At 72.7% G+C, this 12,644-nt stretch carries 13 protein-coding genes; 6 read left to right on the forward strand and 7 right to left on the reverse strand.

Translation table 11 applies throughout. From position 1 onward, the window contains the following. Window positions 1-2 precede the first annotated feature (2 nt). Window positions 3-839 (reverse strand): helix-turn-helix domain-containing protein, encoded by an 837-nt coding sequence (locus ACYQ8Q_RS27965; RefSeq protein WP_460068604.1) that lies wholly within the window; start codon window positions 837-839, stop codon window positions 3-5. A 116-nt stretch (window positions 840-955) separates the two neighbouring features. Here ACYQ8Q_RS27965 and ACYQ8Q_RS27970 point away from each other — a divergent pair, with 116 nt between their 5' ends. Beyond that, on the forward strand, window positions 956-1,369 hold the full coding sequence (locus tag ACYQ8Q_RS27970) for an ATP-binding protein (protein ID WP_460068605.1): 414 nt from the start codon (window positions 956-958) through the stop codon (window positions 1,367-1,369). On the opposite strand, the gene ACYQ8Q_RS27975 is transcribed toward ACYQ8Q_RS27970, so the two are convergent. After that, window positions 1,366-2,136: a calcium-binding protein gene (locus ACYQ8Q_RS27975; protein WP_460068606.1), complete on the reverse strand. Its 771-nt coding sequence runs from the start codon at window positions 2,134-2,136 to the stop codon at window positions 1,366-1,368. The two genes, ACYQ8Q_RS27970 and ACYQ8Q_RS27975, sit on opposite strands and share 4 nt — an antisense overlap. 264 nt (window positions 2,137-2,400) lie before the next feature. On the opposite strand from ACYQ8Q_RS27975, the gene ACYQ8Q_RS27980 reads away from it, so the two are divergent. Beyond that, window positions 2,401-3,102, forward strand: a complete 702-nt coding sequence (locus ACYQ8Q_RS27980; protein WP_460068608.1) for a PH domain-containing protein — start codon at window positions 2,401-2,403, stop codon at window positions 3,100-3,102. A 158-nt stretch (window positions 3,103-3,260) separates the two neighbouring features. On the opposite strand, the gene ACYQ8Q_RS27985 is transcribed toward ACYQ8Q_RS27980, so the two are convergent. Together ACYQ8Q_RS27985 and ACYQ8Q_RS27990 are read right to left on the reverse strand one after the other, a co-directional pair. After that, on the reverse strand, window positions 3,261-4,979 hold the full coding sequence (locus tag ACYQ8Q_RS27985) for a M16 family metallopeptidase (protein ID WP_460068609.1): 1,719 nt from the start codon (window positions 4,977-4,979) through the stop codon (window positions 3,261-3,263). Window positions 4,980-4,985: 6 nt separating this feature from the next. After that, on the reverse strand, window positions 4,986-5,942 hold the full coding sequence (locus ACYQ8Q_RS27990) for a hypothetical protein (RefSeq protein ID WP_460068610.1): 957 nt from the start codon (window positions 5,940-5,942) through the stop codon (window positions 4,986-4,988). A 93-nt stretch (window positions 5,943-6,035) separates the two neighbouring features. Here ACYQ8Q_RS27990 and ACYQ8Q_RS27995 point away from each other — a divergent pair, with 93 nt between their 5' ends. Then, a complete protein-coding gene (locus ACYQ8Q_RS27995; RefSeq protein ID WP_460068611.1) occupies window positions 6,036-6,407 on the forward strand; it encodes a holo-ACP synthase in 372 nt (123 codons plus the stop codon). A gap of 85 nt (window positions 6,408-6,492) precedes the next feature. Here the strand turns inward: ACYQ8Q_RS27995 and ACYQ8Q_RS28000 are convergent, their stop codons facing one another. From ACYQ8Q_RS28000 to ACYQ8Q_RS28010, 3 genes are read right to left on the reverse strand one after another with little or no spacing between them, the layout of a single operon-like run. Beyond that, a complete protein-coding gene (locus ACYQ8Q_RS28000) occupies window positions 6,493-7,278 on the reverse strand; it encodes an ABC transporter permease (protein ID WP_460068612.1) in 786 nt (261 codons plus the stop codon). Then, window positions 7,275-8,231 carry an ATP-binding cassette domain-containing protein gene (locus ACYQ8Q_RS28005; RefSeq protein ID WP_460068613.1) on the reverse strand — a complete coding sequence of 319 codons (957 nt, stop codon included), beginning with the start codon at window positions 8,229-8,231 and terminating at the stop codon, window positions 7,275-7,277. Before ACYQ8Q_RS28005 ends, ACYQ8Q_RS28000 begins: the two co-directional genes overlap by 4 nt. 48 nt (window positions 8,232-8,279) lie before the next feature. Continuing rightward, a complete protein-coding gene (locus ACYQ8Q_RS28010) occupies window positions 8,280-8,945 on the reverse strand; it encodes a DUF4097 family beta strand repeat-containing protein (protein WP_460068614.1) in 666 nt (221 codons plus the stop codon). Window positions 8,946-9,165: 220 nt separating this feature from the next. Here ACYQ8Q_RS28010 and ACYQ8Q_RS28015 point away from each other — a divergent pair, with 220 nt between their 5' ends. From ACYQ8Q_RS28015 to alr, 3 genes are read left to right on the forward strand one after another with little or no spacing between them, the layout of a single operon-like run. Further along, on the forward strand, window positions 9,166-9,933 hold the full coding sequence (locus tag ACYQ8Q_RS28015; protein ID WP_460068615.1) for a helix-turn-helix domain-containing protein: 768 nt from the start codon (window positions 9,166-9,168) through the stop codon (window positions 9,931-9,933). Window positions 9,934-9,943: 10 nt separating this feature from the next. Further along, window positions 9,944-11,482: an NAD(P)H-hydrate dehydratase gene (locus tag ACYQ8Q_RS28020; RefSeq protein ID WP_460068616.1), complete on the forward strand. Its 1,539-nt coding sequence runs from the start codon at window positions 9,944-9,946 to the stop codon at window positions 11,480-11,482. Beyond that, window positions 11,475-12,641: an alanine racemase gene (alr, locus tag ACYQ8Q_RS28025; RefSeq protein ID WP_460068617.1), complete on the forward strand. Its 1,167-nt coding sequence runs from the start codon at window positions 11,475-11,477 to the stop codon at window positions 12,639-12,641. Before ACYQ8Q_RS28020 ends, alr begins: the two co-directional genes overlap by 8 nt. Window positions 12,642-12,644 lie beyond the last annotated feature (3 nt).

The raw sequence follows: 12,644 nt of genomic DNA on the forward strand, positions 1-12,644 counted from the left end.
CCTCACAGCTCTTTCGCCAGCTTGTGGATGAAGTCGCGGGATGGTTCGGGGCCGAGCGATGCAGCCTCCACCCTACGGAAGCGCGTTCGATAGGTGGTGAGTTCGGCTTCGGAATCGACCAGGACCGTGCCGTGGGGTGCGTCGCGTACGACCGTGTCCAGCTTGGGTACGGGACCGCCGACGTACGTCATCGTGCTGGAGGCGATGGCGAAGTCGTCGCGGTCGAAGGGGATGACCCGCAAGGTGATGTGGTCCACTTCGGAGAGTTCCAGCAGGCGGGCCAGTTGGGTCACCGTGGTGGCGCGGTCGCTGACCCGGATGCGCAGGGCCGACTCATGGAGCAACACCGTGTACGGGGTGGTGTGCTGCTGGCGTGTCATCCGATGCCGGATGCGCAACTCGATCTCCGACGGGGTGAGTTGCGGCAGCCTCGCTGAGAAGACGGCACGTGCGTAGCCCTCGGTCTGGAGGAGGCCCGGCACGTACAGAATGCCTACCTCGTGCCGGAACCGGCCGTGGTACTCCAGCTCGGAGAGGTCCAGAAAGGGGGTCGGCAGCAGCCCCCGGTACTCCTCCCACCAGCCCCGGGTCCGGTCCGTTGCCATCGGCACCAGGGCGTCGACGAATTCCCCGTCCGTGCAGGCGTAGTGGGACGCGAGTCGGCGCAGACGCTCCTCGCTCACGCCGACGATTCCGGATTCGATGTGGCTGATCTGAACCCTGCTTGCTCCGAGCAGCGCCGCTGACTGGGTGGCCGTGAGCCCTGCTGCTTCGCGGAGCCTGCGCAGTTCGATCCCCAGACGTGCCTGACGGGCCGTTGGGTCGCTCCTGAGGACCATCCGTTGCTCCTCCTCGTTCGGGGGTAGATTGCGCGATCGGCTTGCCTGGGATGACAGGTTATCCCTACGTTGGGTGATGTAACGCACACTCTACGAAACGGAGTTGAGGTAGCCCCATGCCCGAACCCTGGGAGTACTCCCTCCACATCCCCAACGACCCCCGCGCCGTCACCGTTTCGCGTCACACCCTCCGGGCGATCCTCACCCTCCACGGGCTCGCCGGCCTCCTCGACACCGCCGAGCTCCTCGCCGCCGAGCTGGTCTCCAACGCCGTACGGCATCAGAAGGGGCCCGCCGCGCTGAAGGTGCGATGGAAGGAAGGGGTGTTGCAGATCGGTGCCTGGGACGCGGACCCGGAGCCGCCCGAACCGCCTCTCCAGCTGGACGAGTTGGACGAGTTGGACGAGGGGGCGGAGAGCGGCCGCGGTCTCGCCATCGTCCGGGCCTGCTCGGACCTCTGGCACTGGCAGCCCATGTCGAGATTCGGCAACCGGGGCAAGTACGTGTGGTGCGAGCTGGCCGCGGCCTAGCGCACCACGACCCGGTCCCCCTGCGAAGTCGCCCCCGTGGAGACGGTGTTGGCGGTGAACCGCCAGCGCCACGTGCCGGTGGTGTTCGCGGTGACCTTGGTGCTCAGCTTGCCGTGGCTGTCGGTGGTGACCTTCTTGACCGTCTTGAAGGTGTCGGTTCCGGACTTGCGGAACTGGAGGGTCACGGACTTGCCCGCGTAGCCGCCCCAGACGTTGGTGTCCCAGTCGGCCCGGGTGAGCGAGCCCGTCACGGTGAGCTGGTGGCCCTTGGCGACCGGCTCGGGCGTGGCGTCGGCGGCCTCCAGTCTGGTGTGCCGCTTGACGGCGAACGGTACGCCCGGCGACAGGCGGTGGGAGCCGCCGTCGACGGCCACGGCCTTGGCCTTGAAGTGCCAGGCGCCCGCCGAAGCGTTCCGCAGGTCCTGCGCGTCCGTGCCGTCCGGCGAGAGCGGGAAGGAGTAGACGCAACTCCGGGTGGTCCCGCTCTGCGCGGTGCACTCGTTGCGGGTGGGGCGGATGACCAGCCCGTCGGGGCCCACCAGCTTGGGGCCGATGACGTCGGCGATCCCGGAGTCGTCCTGGGCGGTCAGCGTGACACCGACCGAGGTGCCGAGTGTGGAGCCGACGGCCACGGTCGCCTTGGACACGGTGACGGACGTGATGCGGGTGTCTCCCACGGTCGTGTCGGCGTGGGCGGCGGGCGCCACGGCGGCGAGGGCGACCAGGGGAGCGAGGGTGACGACAGTCGTCGTGCGGTGCTTGCGCATGGTTCTCCCGGTACGGGTGGGGCCGGAGCGGGGTCCGGATGCGGGGGGAGACTCACGAGGACGCCACCGAGTTGTACGTTCGCGTCCTGGGGATCCACGTACAACGCGGTCATGGGTGGCGGCGACATCACCGGCAACGGCAAGGGGTCCTTCGGCGGCCGCGTGAAGATCTTTACCGGCTGGAGGGGATACAAGGGGATCTTCCAGACCCGGATCACAGGCATCGGCGATACCCTCCCCCTGCCAAAACGGGGGGAGTTCGGGATGACTGACGGGATCGAGCGGGAGTACCGCAGACGGCGGGCGGTGCCGGTGGTGTACCTCAGCCTGGTGGCCGTGACGGTGGTCGTCGGCGTGAACGTGCTGCGGATGACGACGCTGCCCGGCACGACGGGCGGCTGGGACCTGGTGGCGCCGGCCCTCTGGGTCGTCGTCGGCGGCCGGGTGGCGCTGGAGCACTGGCGGGCGCGGACGTCCGTCACCGCCGAGGGTGTCACCGCGCGGGGGCCGCTGCGGACCCGTACCCGGGCCTGGTCCGAGATCTACGGCATCCGGGTCGAGGGCGGCAAGCGGGGCGGCAGCCCGCGCTGGCCGGCCTATCTGTACGACGTCGAAGGGCGCCGGATCCGTCTCTTCCAGCTCGACGAGCAGCAGGTGGGCGACCCGGTCGGCGAGGTCGCCGACCTGTCCGCCACCGCCGTACGGCTCGGGTTCCTGGCCCCGCAGACGCGGCCCGAGCTGGAGGAGCTGATCGCGCGCAGGGCACGGCGGCGCACGGCGTTCCAACGGGCGGTCGTCGGCTGTCTGATCGTCGTGGTCGCCGCGTTCGTCGTCTTCACCTGGCTGGTCTTCACCGACCGGCCGACCCATACGTTCCTGCTGCTCCTGGGCCTGCCGCTGCTCTGCCTTCCCGTCCTCTTCCTCGCCCTGGACCGGCTGGGCGAGACGCTCGCCGCGCGGCGGTGAGGCGTTCGCCGTCAGGAGAAGGCCCTGAGGTGGCTCCTCACAGCACAGGCGGAGTCCGGGGCCGCCGGGTACGCCAAGACCCTCCTCGACCAGTTGGCCTGGTGGTCCTTCGCACTCCGCTCGGCCCGCGAGGCCGTTCCGTATCCGGTGTGACCGGGTCAGCCCCGTCTGCGGCGGCGGGCCCGCCACAGGGCCGCCGTCACCGCCGCCAGGGGCAGCCACATGATCCAGACGCCCACCACCACGTCCCACTCCGGGTTCGCGGCCGAGGCCTCGTCCGCCGTGATGACGGCGCAGAGCAGGCCCCAGACGGCGGCCAGCAGGCCCACCGTCCACAGGCCGAGGGTCCAGGGCCAGGTGGACCGGCCGGAGGCGGCGGGGGCGGTCGCGCGCTTGCGGGGCTGCGGGATCCGGTCCGGTTCCCGCGCCGGCATCGGGACGGCCGCCGTGGCCGGCACCGCCGCGTCCAGGGCCGCGATGCGCTCCGGGGTCACGCCCTTGTAGAGGGTCGGCTCGACCGTCACCGAGAAGCCGTCGTGGCCGGTGAGGGTGCGGGCGCCGTCGGGGCGGACGGTCATCGCGGACGTCGCGTCGTAGCGGACCGTCACCGGTCCGCGCGGCGTGCGGAGACTGACGCCCTCCGCCCCGATGACCAGGGTCACCTTGTCGTCCTCCAGGGACTGGTGGCGGGTGCCCGTGACCGCCTCCGGCGAGTACTGCGGGGCCAGGGTCAGGCCCGCCCAGTCCACACCCCTCCCGGGGACCTGGAGGAGCGCGTCGGCCCAGACCTCCCGGGCCACCTCCCGCAGATCGGCCACGGTGACCGCGTCCAGCTGGGCCCGGCGCTGCTCGGGCGTGAGGATGCGGTGGCCGAGGAGCAGGCTCAGCGCGTACGAGGGCAGGGACGCGGCGCCCAGGTCCGGGACGTCGTACATCTTCACGAGCTTGGCGCGCACGGAGTCCAGTTCGGACTGCTCGATCCGGCCGGCGCGCAGCCGCGCGAGGGTGTCGACGAAGCCGCCGACCACCGCGTCCTGCTTCTGCGGGAGCGCGTCGGCGTACGCGGTGAGGGTGGCGTACTCGGCGTCGCGCGGGGTGTAGTCGGCCTCCGCCGAGTAGGAGTAGCCGCCCTCCTGGCGCAGGTCCTGGAAGAGGGCCCGGCCGAGGACGTCCGCGAAGACGGTGGCGGCCGTGGAGCGGCGGACGATCGAGGTGAGCACCACATGGCCGTCGTCGCCGTGGATGTAGGCGGGGGTGACGGGCAGCGCGCTGGTGGCGGCGGGGGCCGGCAGGCGGGTGCCGTGCGGGAGGGTGAGGTCGAGGCCCTCGGGGACCCGCTCGCTGGTGATCCACAGGACCGCGTTGTCACGGGTGAAGCGGGTCTCGGCCCACTGCCGGACATGGTCCGCCGTCAGGCTCCAGGTGCCCAGCTCGTTGTAGCTGGTCAGGCCGTAGCTCTGGGCGCCGTACCGCCACAGCGGCATCTGGTGGTTCGGGCCGCCGCCCCGGCCGGCCGCCTCGGTACGGAGGATCTCCTTCTCCGTCTCCAGCCGGTCCATCGGCAGGTCGCGCAGCGCCGCGCACACGCTGTTGAGGTACCGGACGACCTCCTCCTCGTCGCCGGTGACGTGGAAGAGGGTGTACGCGTTCGCCGTCGCGCCGTTGTAGTGCAGGTCGGACAGGCCGAGGCGGTGCAGCGCGAGATGCTCGACGAGATGGGTGATCCCGGAGGTGGCCAGCGTCTCGTCGGCGCGGCCCACCCGGAAGAACAGGCCCGCGGTGATCTCGCTCGCGGAGGTCGGGGCGTACAGGGTGGGGATGCCGTCGGTCGTGGTGTGGGAGAGCACGCCGTCGAGGAGGTCGAGTTCGGTCGTCATCGGTGGTCAGGCCCCCAGTGCGGACTTGCGGTACTTCAGGAACGTCGTCCTCGGGTCGCTCGTGTAGTCCCACGGGTCCTCCGAGGCGCGGTCGCCGAGGAACGCGAAGTGCGCAGCCGCGTCGGGGAAGTGGCCGCCGAGCGAGAAGGCGAACGCGAACGCGTTGTGCGCGCCGACCGAGTTCCAGTCGGGGCGGTGGTCCGGGTGCAGGACGGAGATCCGCGCCGCGTTGCGGAGGTCGTCGCGGACCGGTATCCCGCGCAGGTACGCCGTGGCTTCGGGGCCGTCCAGATCGAGCCAGTGCTCGATGTGGGCGAGCGCGACCAGCGCGCCGGAGTTCGAGCCGTCGGGGGAGGCCGTCGCGCACTCCCGGGCGAAGCCGTGCGCCGCCTCCCAGGAGCCGCTCCACTTCGGGCAGACCTGCTGGAGCAGCTGGACCTGGGCGCGGTAGTGGTGCGGGTGGTGGGCGGAGAGCCGGTCGTAGCGGCGGCGGGCCTCGGCCTGGCCCAACTGGAGTCCGCGCGCGGTCGTCAGACGGGCCGTCCAGGCCGGGGCGTACGACGGCTGTTCGGCGCAGACCTCGATCAGGATCTGCTCGGCCTTGCGCAGCCAGCCGTGGAACCGCTCGAACTGGTCGGCGGAGACGTGCTGGGCGCGGGCTGTGCTGCGGATCGCCCAGCCGATGCGGACGTACCGCTCCGCGAGGGCGGTGCGCGGCAGCGGATCACCCGGGTGGTCGGCGGCCGCCCGCTCCAGGAGGAACTCGGACCCGTCGATCCCGGCGAGGACCCCGACGGCGGAGGAGACCTTGTCGACCGAGTCCAGGCCCGAGACATACGCCTGCACGGCGTTCCAGTCCTCGGACCGCGCGGCCGTACGCAGGGGGATCAGCTCGGGAAGGTTGTCGAACAGATCGAAGGTCGGCCCGTTCGAGGGCCTGGCTCTGCCGCTGGTACCGCTCATCTTCCCGCCCCCTGGTGGTGATCAAGTTGCCGCAGGCTAGCACCAGGCTGCGACAACGGGGAGAGCGGTGCGCCCCGCCTTAGAGTGCTCGGCATGAGCATCATCGGGGTCGGTATCGACGTGGCCGAGATCGAACGGTTCGCGGCGTCGCTGGAGCGGACGCCCGCGCTTGCCGCGCGGCTTTTCGTCGAGAGCGAGTTGCTGCTGCCGAGCGGGGAGCGGCGGGGGGTCGCCTCGCTGGCGGCGCGGTTCGCGGCGAAGGAGGCGCTGGCCAAGGCGCTGGGGGCGCCGCCGGGGCTGCTGTGGACCGACGCCGAGGTGTTCGTGGAGGCGAGCGGGCAGCCCCGGGTGCGGGTGCGGGGGAGCGTGGCGGCCCGGGCGGCGGAGCTGGGGGTGCGGGGGTGGCATGTGTCGTTGAGCCATGACGCCGGGGTGGCTTCGGCCGTGGTGATCGCGGAGGGATAGGGCCGAGGGGCGAGCGCGCAGGGGGAGCGCGGCGGACCGCCATGGCGGTCCTTCGCCATGGCGGTCGCTTCGGGGCACACCTCGCTCACTTCTGGTCGGCGCCGAACCTCGCCGTCGACCAGAAGTAGCCGAGCACCGCGAGGCCCAGGCACCAGCCGACCGCCAGCCAGCCGTTGTTGCCGATCCCGGTGCCGAGCAGCAGGCCGCGGAGGGTCTCGATGGCCGGGGTGAACGGCTGGTACTCGGCGATCGGCCGGAACCAGCCGGGCATGGTGTCGGCCGGGATGAAGGCGCTGGAGATGAGCGGCAGGAGGATCAGCGGCTGGGCGCTGTTGGCGGCGGCCTCGGCGTTCGGGCTGGCCAGGCCCATGCCGACCGCGATCCAGGTGAGCGCCAGGGAGAACAGGGCGATCAGCCCGAAGGCGGCGAGCCACTCCAGGGCCGTGGCGTCGACGGAGCGGAAGCCGATGGCCACGGCGACCACGCCGACGAGGACCACACTGGCGACGCACTGGAGCACACTGCCCACGACATGTCCGACGAGCACGGAGCCGCGGTGGATGGCCATGGTGCGGAAGCGGGCGATGATGCCCTCGTTCATGTCGGTGGAGACGGACACCGCGGTCCCGACGACCGTGCCGCCGATGGTCATCAGCAGGATGCCCGGGACGATGTAGGCGATGTAGTCGGAGCGGTCGCTGCCGCCGATGCCCGCGCTCATCACGTCGCCGAAGATGTAGACGAAGAGCAGCAGGAGCATGACAGGCGTGAGCAGCAGGTTCAGGGTCAGGGACGGGTAGCGCCGGGCGTGCAGGAGGTTGCGGCGCAGCATGGTGGAGGAGTCGCGGACGGCCAGGGCGAAGGTGCTCATCGGGTGCTCTCCTTGGACTGGTGGGGGATGTCCGCCGGGCCGGTGAGGGCGAAGAAGACGTCGTCGAGGTCGGGGGTGTGGACGGTGAGTTCGTCGGCCTCGATGCCGGCGGCGTCGAGCCGGTCGAGGAGGGTGCGCAGGGCGCGCTGGCTGCCGTCGCTGGGGATCTGGAGGGTGAGGGCCTCGTCGTCGCGGGCGGCCTCGTGCAGTGCGGCGGTGGCGCGCCGGTAGGTGGTGGGGTCGGTGAAGCGGAGGCGGACGTGGCCGCCGGGGACGAGGCGTTTGAGTTCCTCGGCGGTGCCTTCGGCGGCGAGGGTGCCGTCGTGGAGGACGGCGATGCGGTCGGCGAGCTGGTCGGCCTCCTCCAGGTACTGGGTGGTGAGGAGAACGGTGGCGCCGTCGGCGACGAGTTCGCGGATGATCTGCCACATGCTGTGGCGGGAGCGGGGGTCGAGGCCGGTGGTGGGTTCGTCGAGGAAGATGATGCGGGGGCTGCCGACCAGGGTCATGGCGAGGTCGAGGCGGCGTTTCATGCCGCCGGAGTAGGTGGAGGCGGGCTTCTTCGCGGCGTCGGTGAGGTCGAAGCGCTCCAGCAGGGCGGCGGCGGTGCGCCGGCCCTGGCTGCGGGGCAGGTGGTGCAGGTCCGCCATGAGGAGCATGTTCTCCTCGCCGGTGACCAGGCCGTCGACGGCGGAGAACTGCCCCGTCACCCCGATCGCGGCCCGCACCGCCTGGGGGGCGGTGCGCAGGTCGTGGCCGCCGACCCGGATCTCGCCGGCATCGGCCGTGATCAGGGTGGAGAGGATCTTGACGGCGGTCGTCTTGCCCGCCCCGTTCGGGCCGAGCAGGGAGAAGATCGTGCCTTCCGGGACGGCCAGGTCCACGCCGTCCAGGACGGTCTTGTCGCCGTAGGACTTGCGCAGCCCGGTCGCCGCGATGGCGAGGTCGGTCATGAGAGGTGCCCCCTGTGTATGCGGTTGTGCTCGGTGACGGCTGGCTGATCAGTGGCTGGCGGCGGTGATGTCGCCGTGGGAGGTGGTGGCGCGGATGTCGAGTACGGCGGTGCCGTCGTTCTTGAGGGAGTTGCTGACGCGGCCGTGGCCGGTGCCGGCGTCCAGGGCGGCCGAGACCCCGGCGGCCGCGGTGACCGAGATGTCGCCGGACTGGGTGCTGAGGACGACCGAGCCGCGTACGGCCTCGGCGATCCGGATGTCGCCCCGCGCGGTGCTGATCTCCGCGGGGCCGCCCAGCCGGCCGATCTCGATGTCGCCGTCGACCGCGCCGAGGCGGACGCTCGCGGCCTCGTCGATCTTGATCTGGCGGTAGGCGCCCTCGAAGGCGAGGTCGCCGAGGCGTCCCACGACCCGGAGTTCGGCGGCTGCGGCCTTGCCGTCGACGCGGGAACCGGCGGGCAGCTGGACGGTCACCTCGACGGAGCCGGTGTTGCCGAGGCCCCGGCTCTTCGCCGCCGGGGCCTCGACCCACAGCACACCGTCGGCGTAGGCGACCTCGATCTCCTCCGCCGCCTTCACGTCGCGGTTCTTGGCGGGGTCCGCGGGCCGGACCTCGACCGTGGTGTCGGCGCGGTCGGCGGCGATGAACTGGATGCGGCCGGCGGGGATGTCGAGGATCACGGAGACCGGGGCGGGGGTGTCGAACTTCTGCATGGTGAGCTCCTTGGCTTCGTTTTCTGATGAGGGAAAAGCTACGTTGCGTTCATGGATGCGGCAACATAGTCGTTGCGATGGATTGTCATCAGTGCAGGTAGAGGCCGATAAATCGTTGCAACGGCTAGGGATTCAATGCAACGGGCGCCCCTTCTGTCGTTGCAATGGGATGAGAGTGAAGGCTATGCTTCGGGCCGTACGGACCATGAAGGAGGCCGCGATGCCGGGAGGCAGACTCACCCAGCAGGAACGTCAGCAGATCGCGCTGGGGCTGGCCGACGGCCTCGCCTACGCGGAGATCGCCCGACGCCTGGACCGCCCGACCTCGACCGTCACGCGCGAGGTCCTGCGCAACGGCGGCCCCACCGGCTACCGCGCCGACCTCGCCCACCGGGCCACCGAACACCGCGCCCACCGCCGCAGGCCGAGCGCGCCCCGGACGGCGGACCGGCCCGCGCTGCCCCACGGACGCGACGCCGAGGCCGTACGCGCGTACGAGGAGGCGTTCACCACGATCTTCATGCAACAGGGCCTGCCCCAGATGGCGTCCGGGGTGCTGGCCTGCGTCTACACCACCGACGAGGGCAGCCTCACGGCGTCCGAACTCGTCCAGCGGCTCCAGGTCAGCCCGGCGTCCGTCTCCAAGGCGGTCGCGCTCCTGGAGAACATGGGACTCATCCGCCGCGAGCGCGGGGAAGGCCGCCGCGAACGCTATGTCGTCGACACCGACGTCTGGTACCAGGGGATGATCGCCAGCGCCCGGTCCCACACCCAGCTCGCCGAGACCGCGCGCCGGGGCGTCGGCGTCCTCGGCCCCGACACCCCGGCCGCCGTCCGCCTGGAGAACATCGCCCGCTTCGTCGACTTCGTCGGCGAGAGCATGGTCCGCGCCGCCGAGCAGGCCCGCGACATCCTCTACGCGAAGACCGGGACGCAGGCCCCGGACGACACCGCCCCGGACGGCGCCGCCGGGCCGGGCCCGGTGTGAGACTTGCGCCATGCGTACTGCCTTCTCTGTGGACACGGTTCGGAGCGCCGAGCGGGAACTGATGGGGCGGCTGCCCGAAGGGGCGCTGATGCAGCGGGCCGCCGCCGGGCTCGCCGTCGCCTGCGCCGAGGCGCTGGGGCGGGTGTACGGACGGCGGGTCGTGCTGCTCGTGGGCAGCGGGGACAACGGGGGTGACGCCCTGTACGCGGGAGCGCGGCTGGCCCGGCGGGGCGCCGGGGTGAGCGCGGTGCTGCTCGCGCCCGACCGGGTGCACGGCGGGGGGCTCGCCGCGCTGCGGGGGGCGGGCGGTGCGGTGGTGGGGGCGGAGGCGGCCGAGGACGTCGTCCGGCGGGCCGACCTCGTCGTGGACGGGATCGTCGGGATCGGGGGGAAGGGCGGGCTGCGGCCCGAGGCGGCGGCGCTGGTCGCGGCCGTCGAGCGGTCGGGCGCCGTCGTCGTCGCCGTCGATCTGCCCAGCGGGGTGGAGGCGGACAGCGGGGAGGTGCGGGGGACCGCCGTACGGGCCGATGTGACGGTGACGTTCGGGACGCACAAGCCGGGGCTGCTGATCGACCCGGCGCGGGAGCACGCGGGTGTGGTGCGCCTCGTCGACATCGGGCTCGGGGACGTCCTGCCGGAGGAGGCCGGGCTGGAGGCGCTCCAGCACACGGACGTCGCCGCGCTGCTGCCGGAACCCGGGGGCGAGAGCGACAAGTACCGGCGGGGCGTGGTGGGGATCGCCGCCGGGTCCGCGCGCTACCCCGGAGCCGCCGTGCTGGCCGTCGCGGGGGCGCTGCGGGGCGGGGCGGGGGCCGTACGGTACGTCGGGCCCGCCGGGGAGGCCGTGCTCGCGCGGTTCCCCGAGACGCTGGTGTCGCACCGGGGGCCGCACAAGGCGGGGCGGGTCCAGGCGTGGGTGGCCGGGCCGGGCGCCGGGGAGGACGCCGCGACCGTCGCCGAGGTGCTGGCGACCGAGGTGCCCGTGCTGCTGGACGCGGACGGGCTGCGGCTCGCGGAGCGGGAGGCGGTACGGGGGCGGAGCGCGCCGACCCTGATGACCCCGCACGCGGGAGAGGCCGCCGCGCTGCTCGGGGTGACCCGGGAGGAGGTCGAGGGGGCCCGGCTGGCCGCCGTACGGGAGCTGGCGGGGCGTTACGCGGCGACCGTCCTGCTGAAGGGCTCGACCACCCTGGTCGCCGACCCCGGTGGGGGACCGGTGCGGGTGAACGCGACCGGGACGCCCTGGCTGGCCACCGCCGGCAGCGGGGACGTGCTGTCGGGGCTCGCCGGGTCGCTGCTCGCGGCGGGGCTGCCGGCGCTGGACGCGGGCAGCGTCGCGGCGTATCTGCACGGGCTCGCCGGGCGGCTCGCGGCACGGGGCGCGCCGGTGGGCGCCCACGACGTGGCGGACGCGATCCCGGCGGCCTGGCGGGACGTACGGGATGCGCGGGACGTACGGGACGTTCGGCGCCGAAAGGCGCGGGGGTCGCTGCGGCCCGGCACTCAAGCGCTCCGCGGGGCCTCTGAGACACTGGGCGGCGATGAGTGAGAACGCCAGGACCCCTTCCGCCCCGCCGCGCGCCCGTGCCGAGATAGATCTGGGCGCGCTGCGGGCCAATGTGCGGACCCTGCGCGCCAAGGCGCCGGGGGCCGCGTTCATGGCGGTGGTCAAGGCCGACGGCTACGGGCACGGCGCCCTCGCCTGTGCCCGCGCCGCCGTGGAGGCGGGGGCCGGCTGGGTGGGGACCGCCACCCCCGAGGAGGCGCTCGCCCTGCGCCGGTCCGGGCACCTGCCGGCCGACGTCAGGATCATGTGCTGGCTCTGGACGCCCGGAGGGCCCTGGCGGGAGGCCGTCGAGGCCGATCTCGACATCTCCGTGAGCGGGTCGTGGGCGCTGGAGGAGGTCCTGCTCGCCGCGCACGCCGCGGGCCGGCCCGCGCGGGTGCAGCTCAAGGCCGACACCGGGCTCGGCCGCAACGGCTGCCAGCCGGGCGAGGACTGGGCGCGGCTCGTCGCCGCCGCGCTGGAGGCCGAGGAGGGCGGGCTGCTGCGGATCACCGGGCTGTGGTCGCACTTCGCCTGCGCCGACGAGCCCGGACACCCGTCCGTCGCCGCCCAGCTCGGTCTCTTCCGGGAGATGGTCGGGTACGCCGAGGCGCGCGGCGTACGGCCCGAGGTGCGGCACATCGCCAACTCGCCGGCCACGCTCACCGTCCCCGAGAGCCACTTCGACCTGGTCCGGCCGGGCGTCGCGATGTACGGCCTGTCGCCCGGCCCGCAGCTCGGCTCCGCCGCCGACCTGGGCCTGCGCCCGGTGATGACGCTGGCCGCCTCGCTGGCGCTGGTCAAACAGGTGCCGGGCGGACACGGCGTCAGTTACGGGCACCACTACGTGACCCCCGGCACGACCACGCTGGGGCTGGTGCCGCTGGGGTACGCCGACGGGATCCCCCGGCACGCCTCCGGCACCGGACCCGTCCTGGTGGCCGGCAAGTGGCGCACGGTCGCCGGGCGGATCGCCATGGACCAGTTCGTGGTCGACCTCGGCGGGGACGAGCCGGGCGCCGGGGCGGAGGCCGTGCTGTTCGGTCCGGGCGATCGCGGCGAGCCCACCGCCGAGGACTGGGCGCAGGCGGCCGGAACCATCGGGTACGAAATCGTCACGCGCATCGGATCCCGCGTTCCCCGCGTCTATGTGAACGAGTGACGA

Source organism: Streptomyces sp. YKOK-I1 (genome assembly GCF_054660435.1).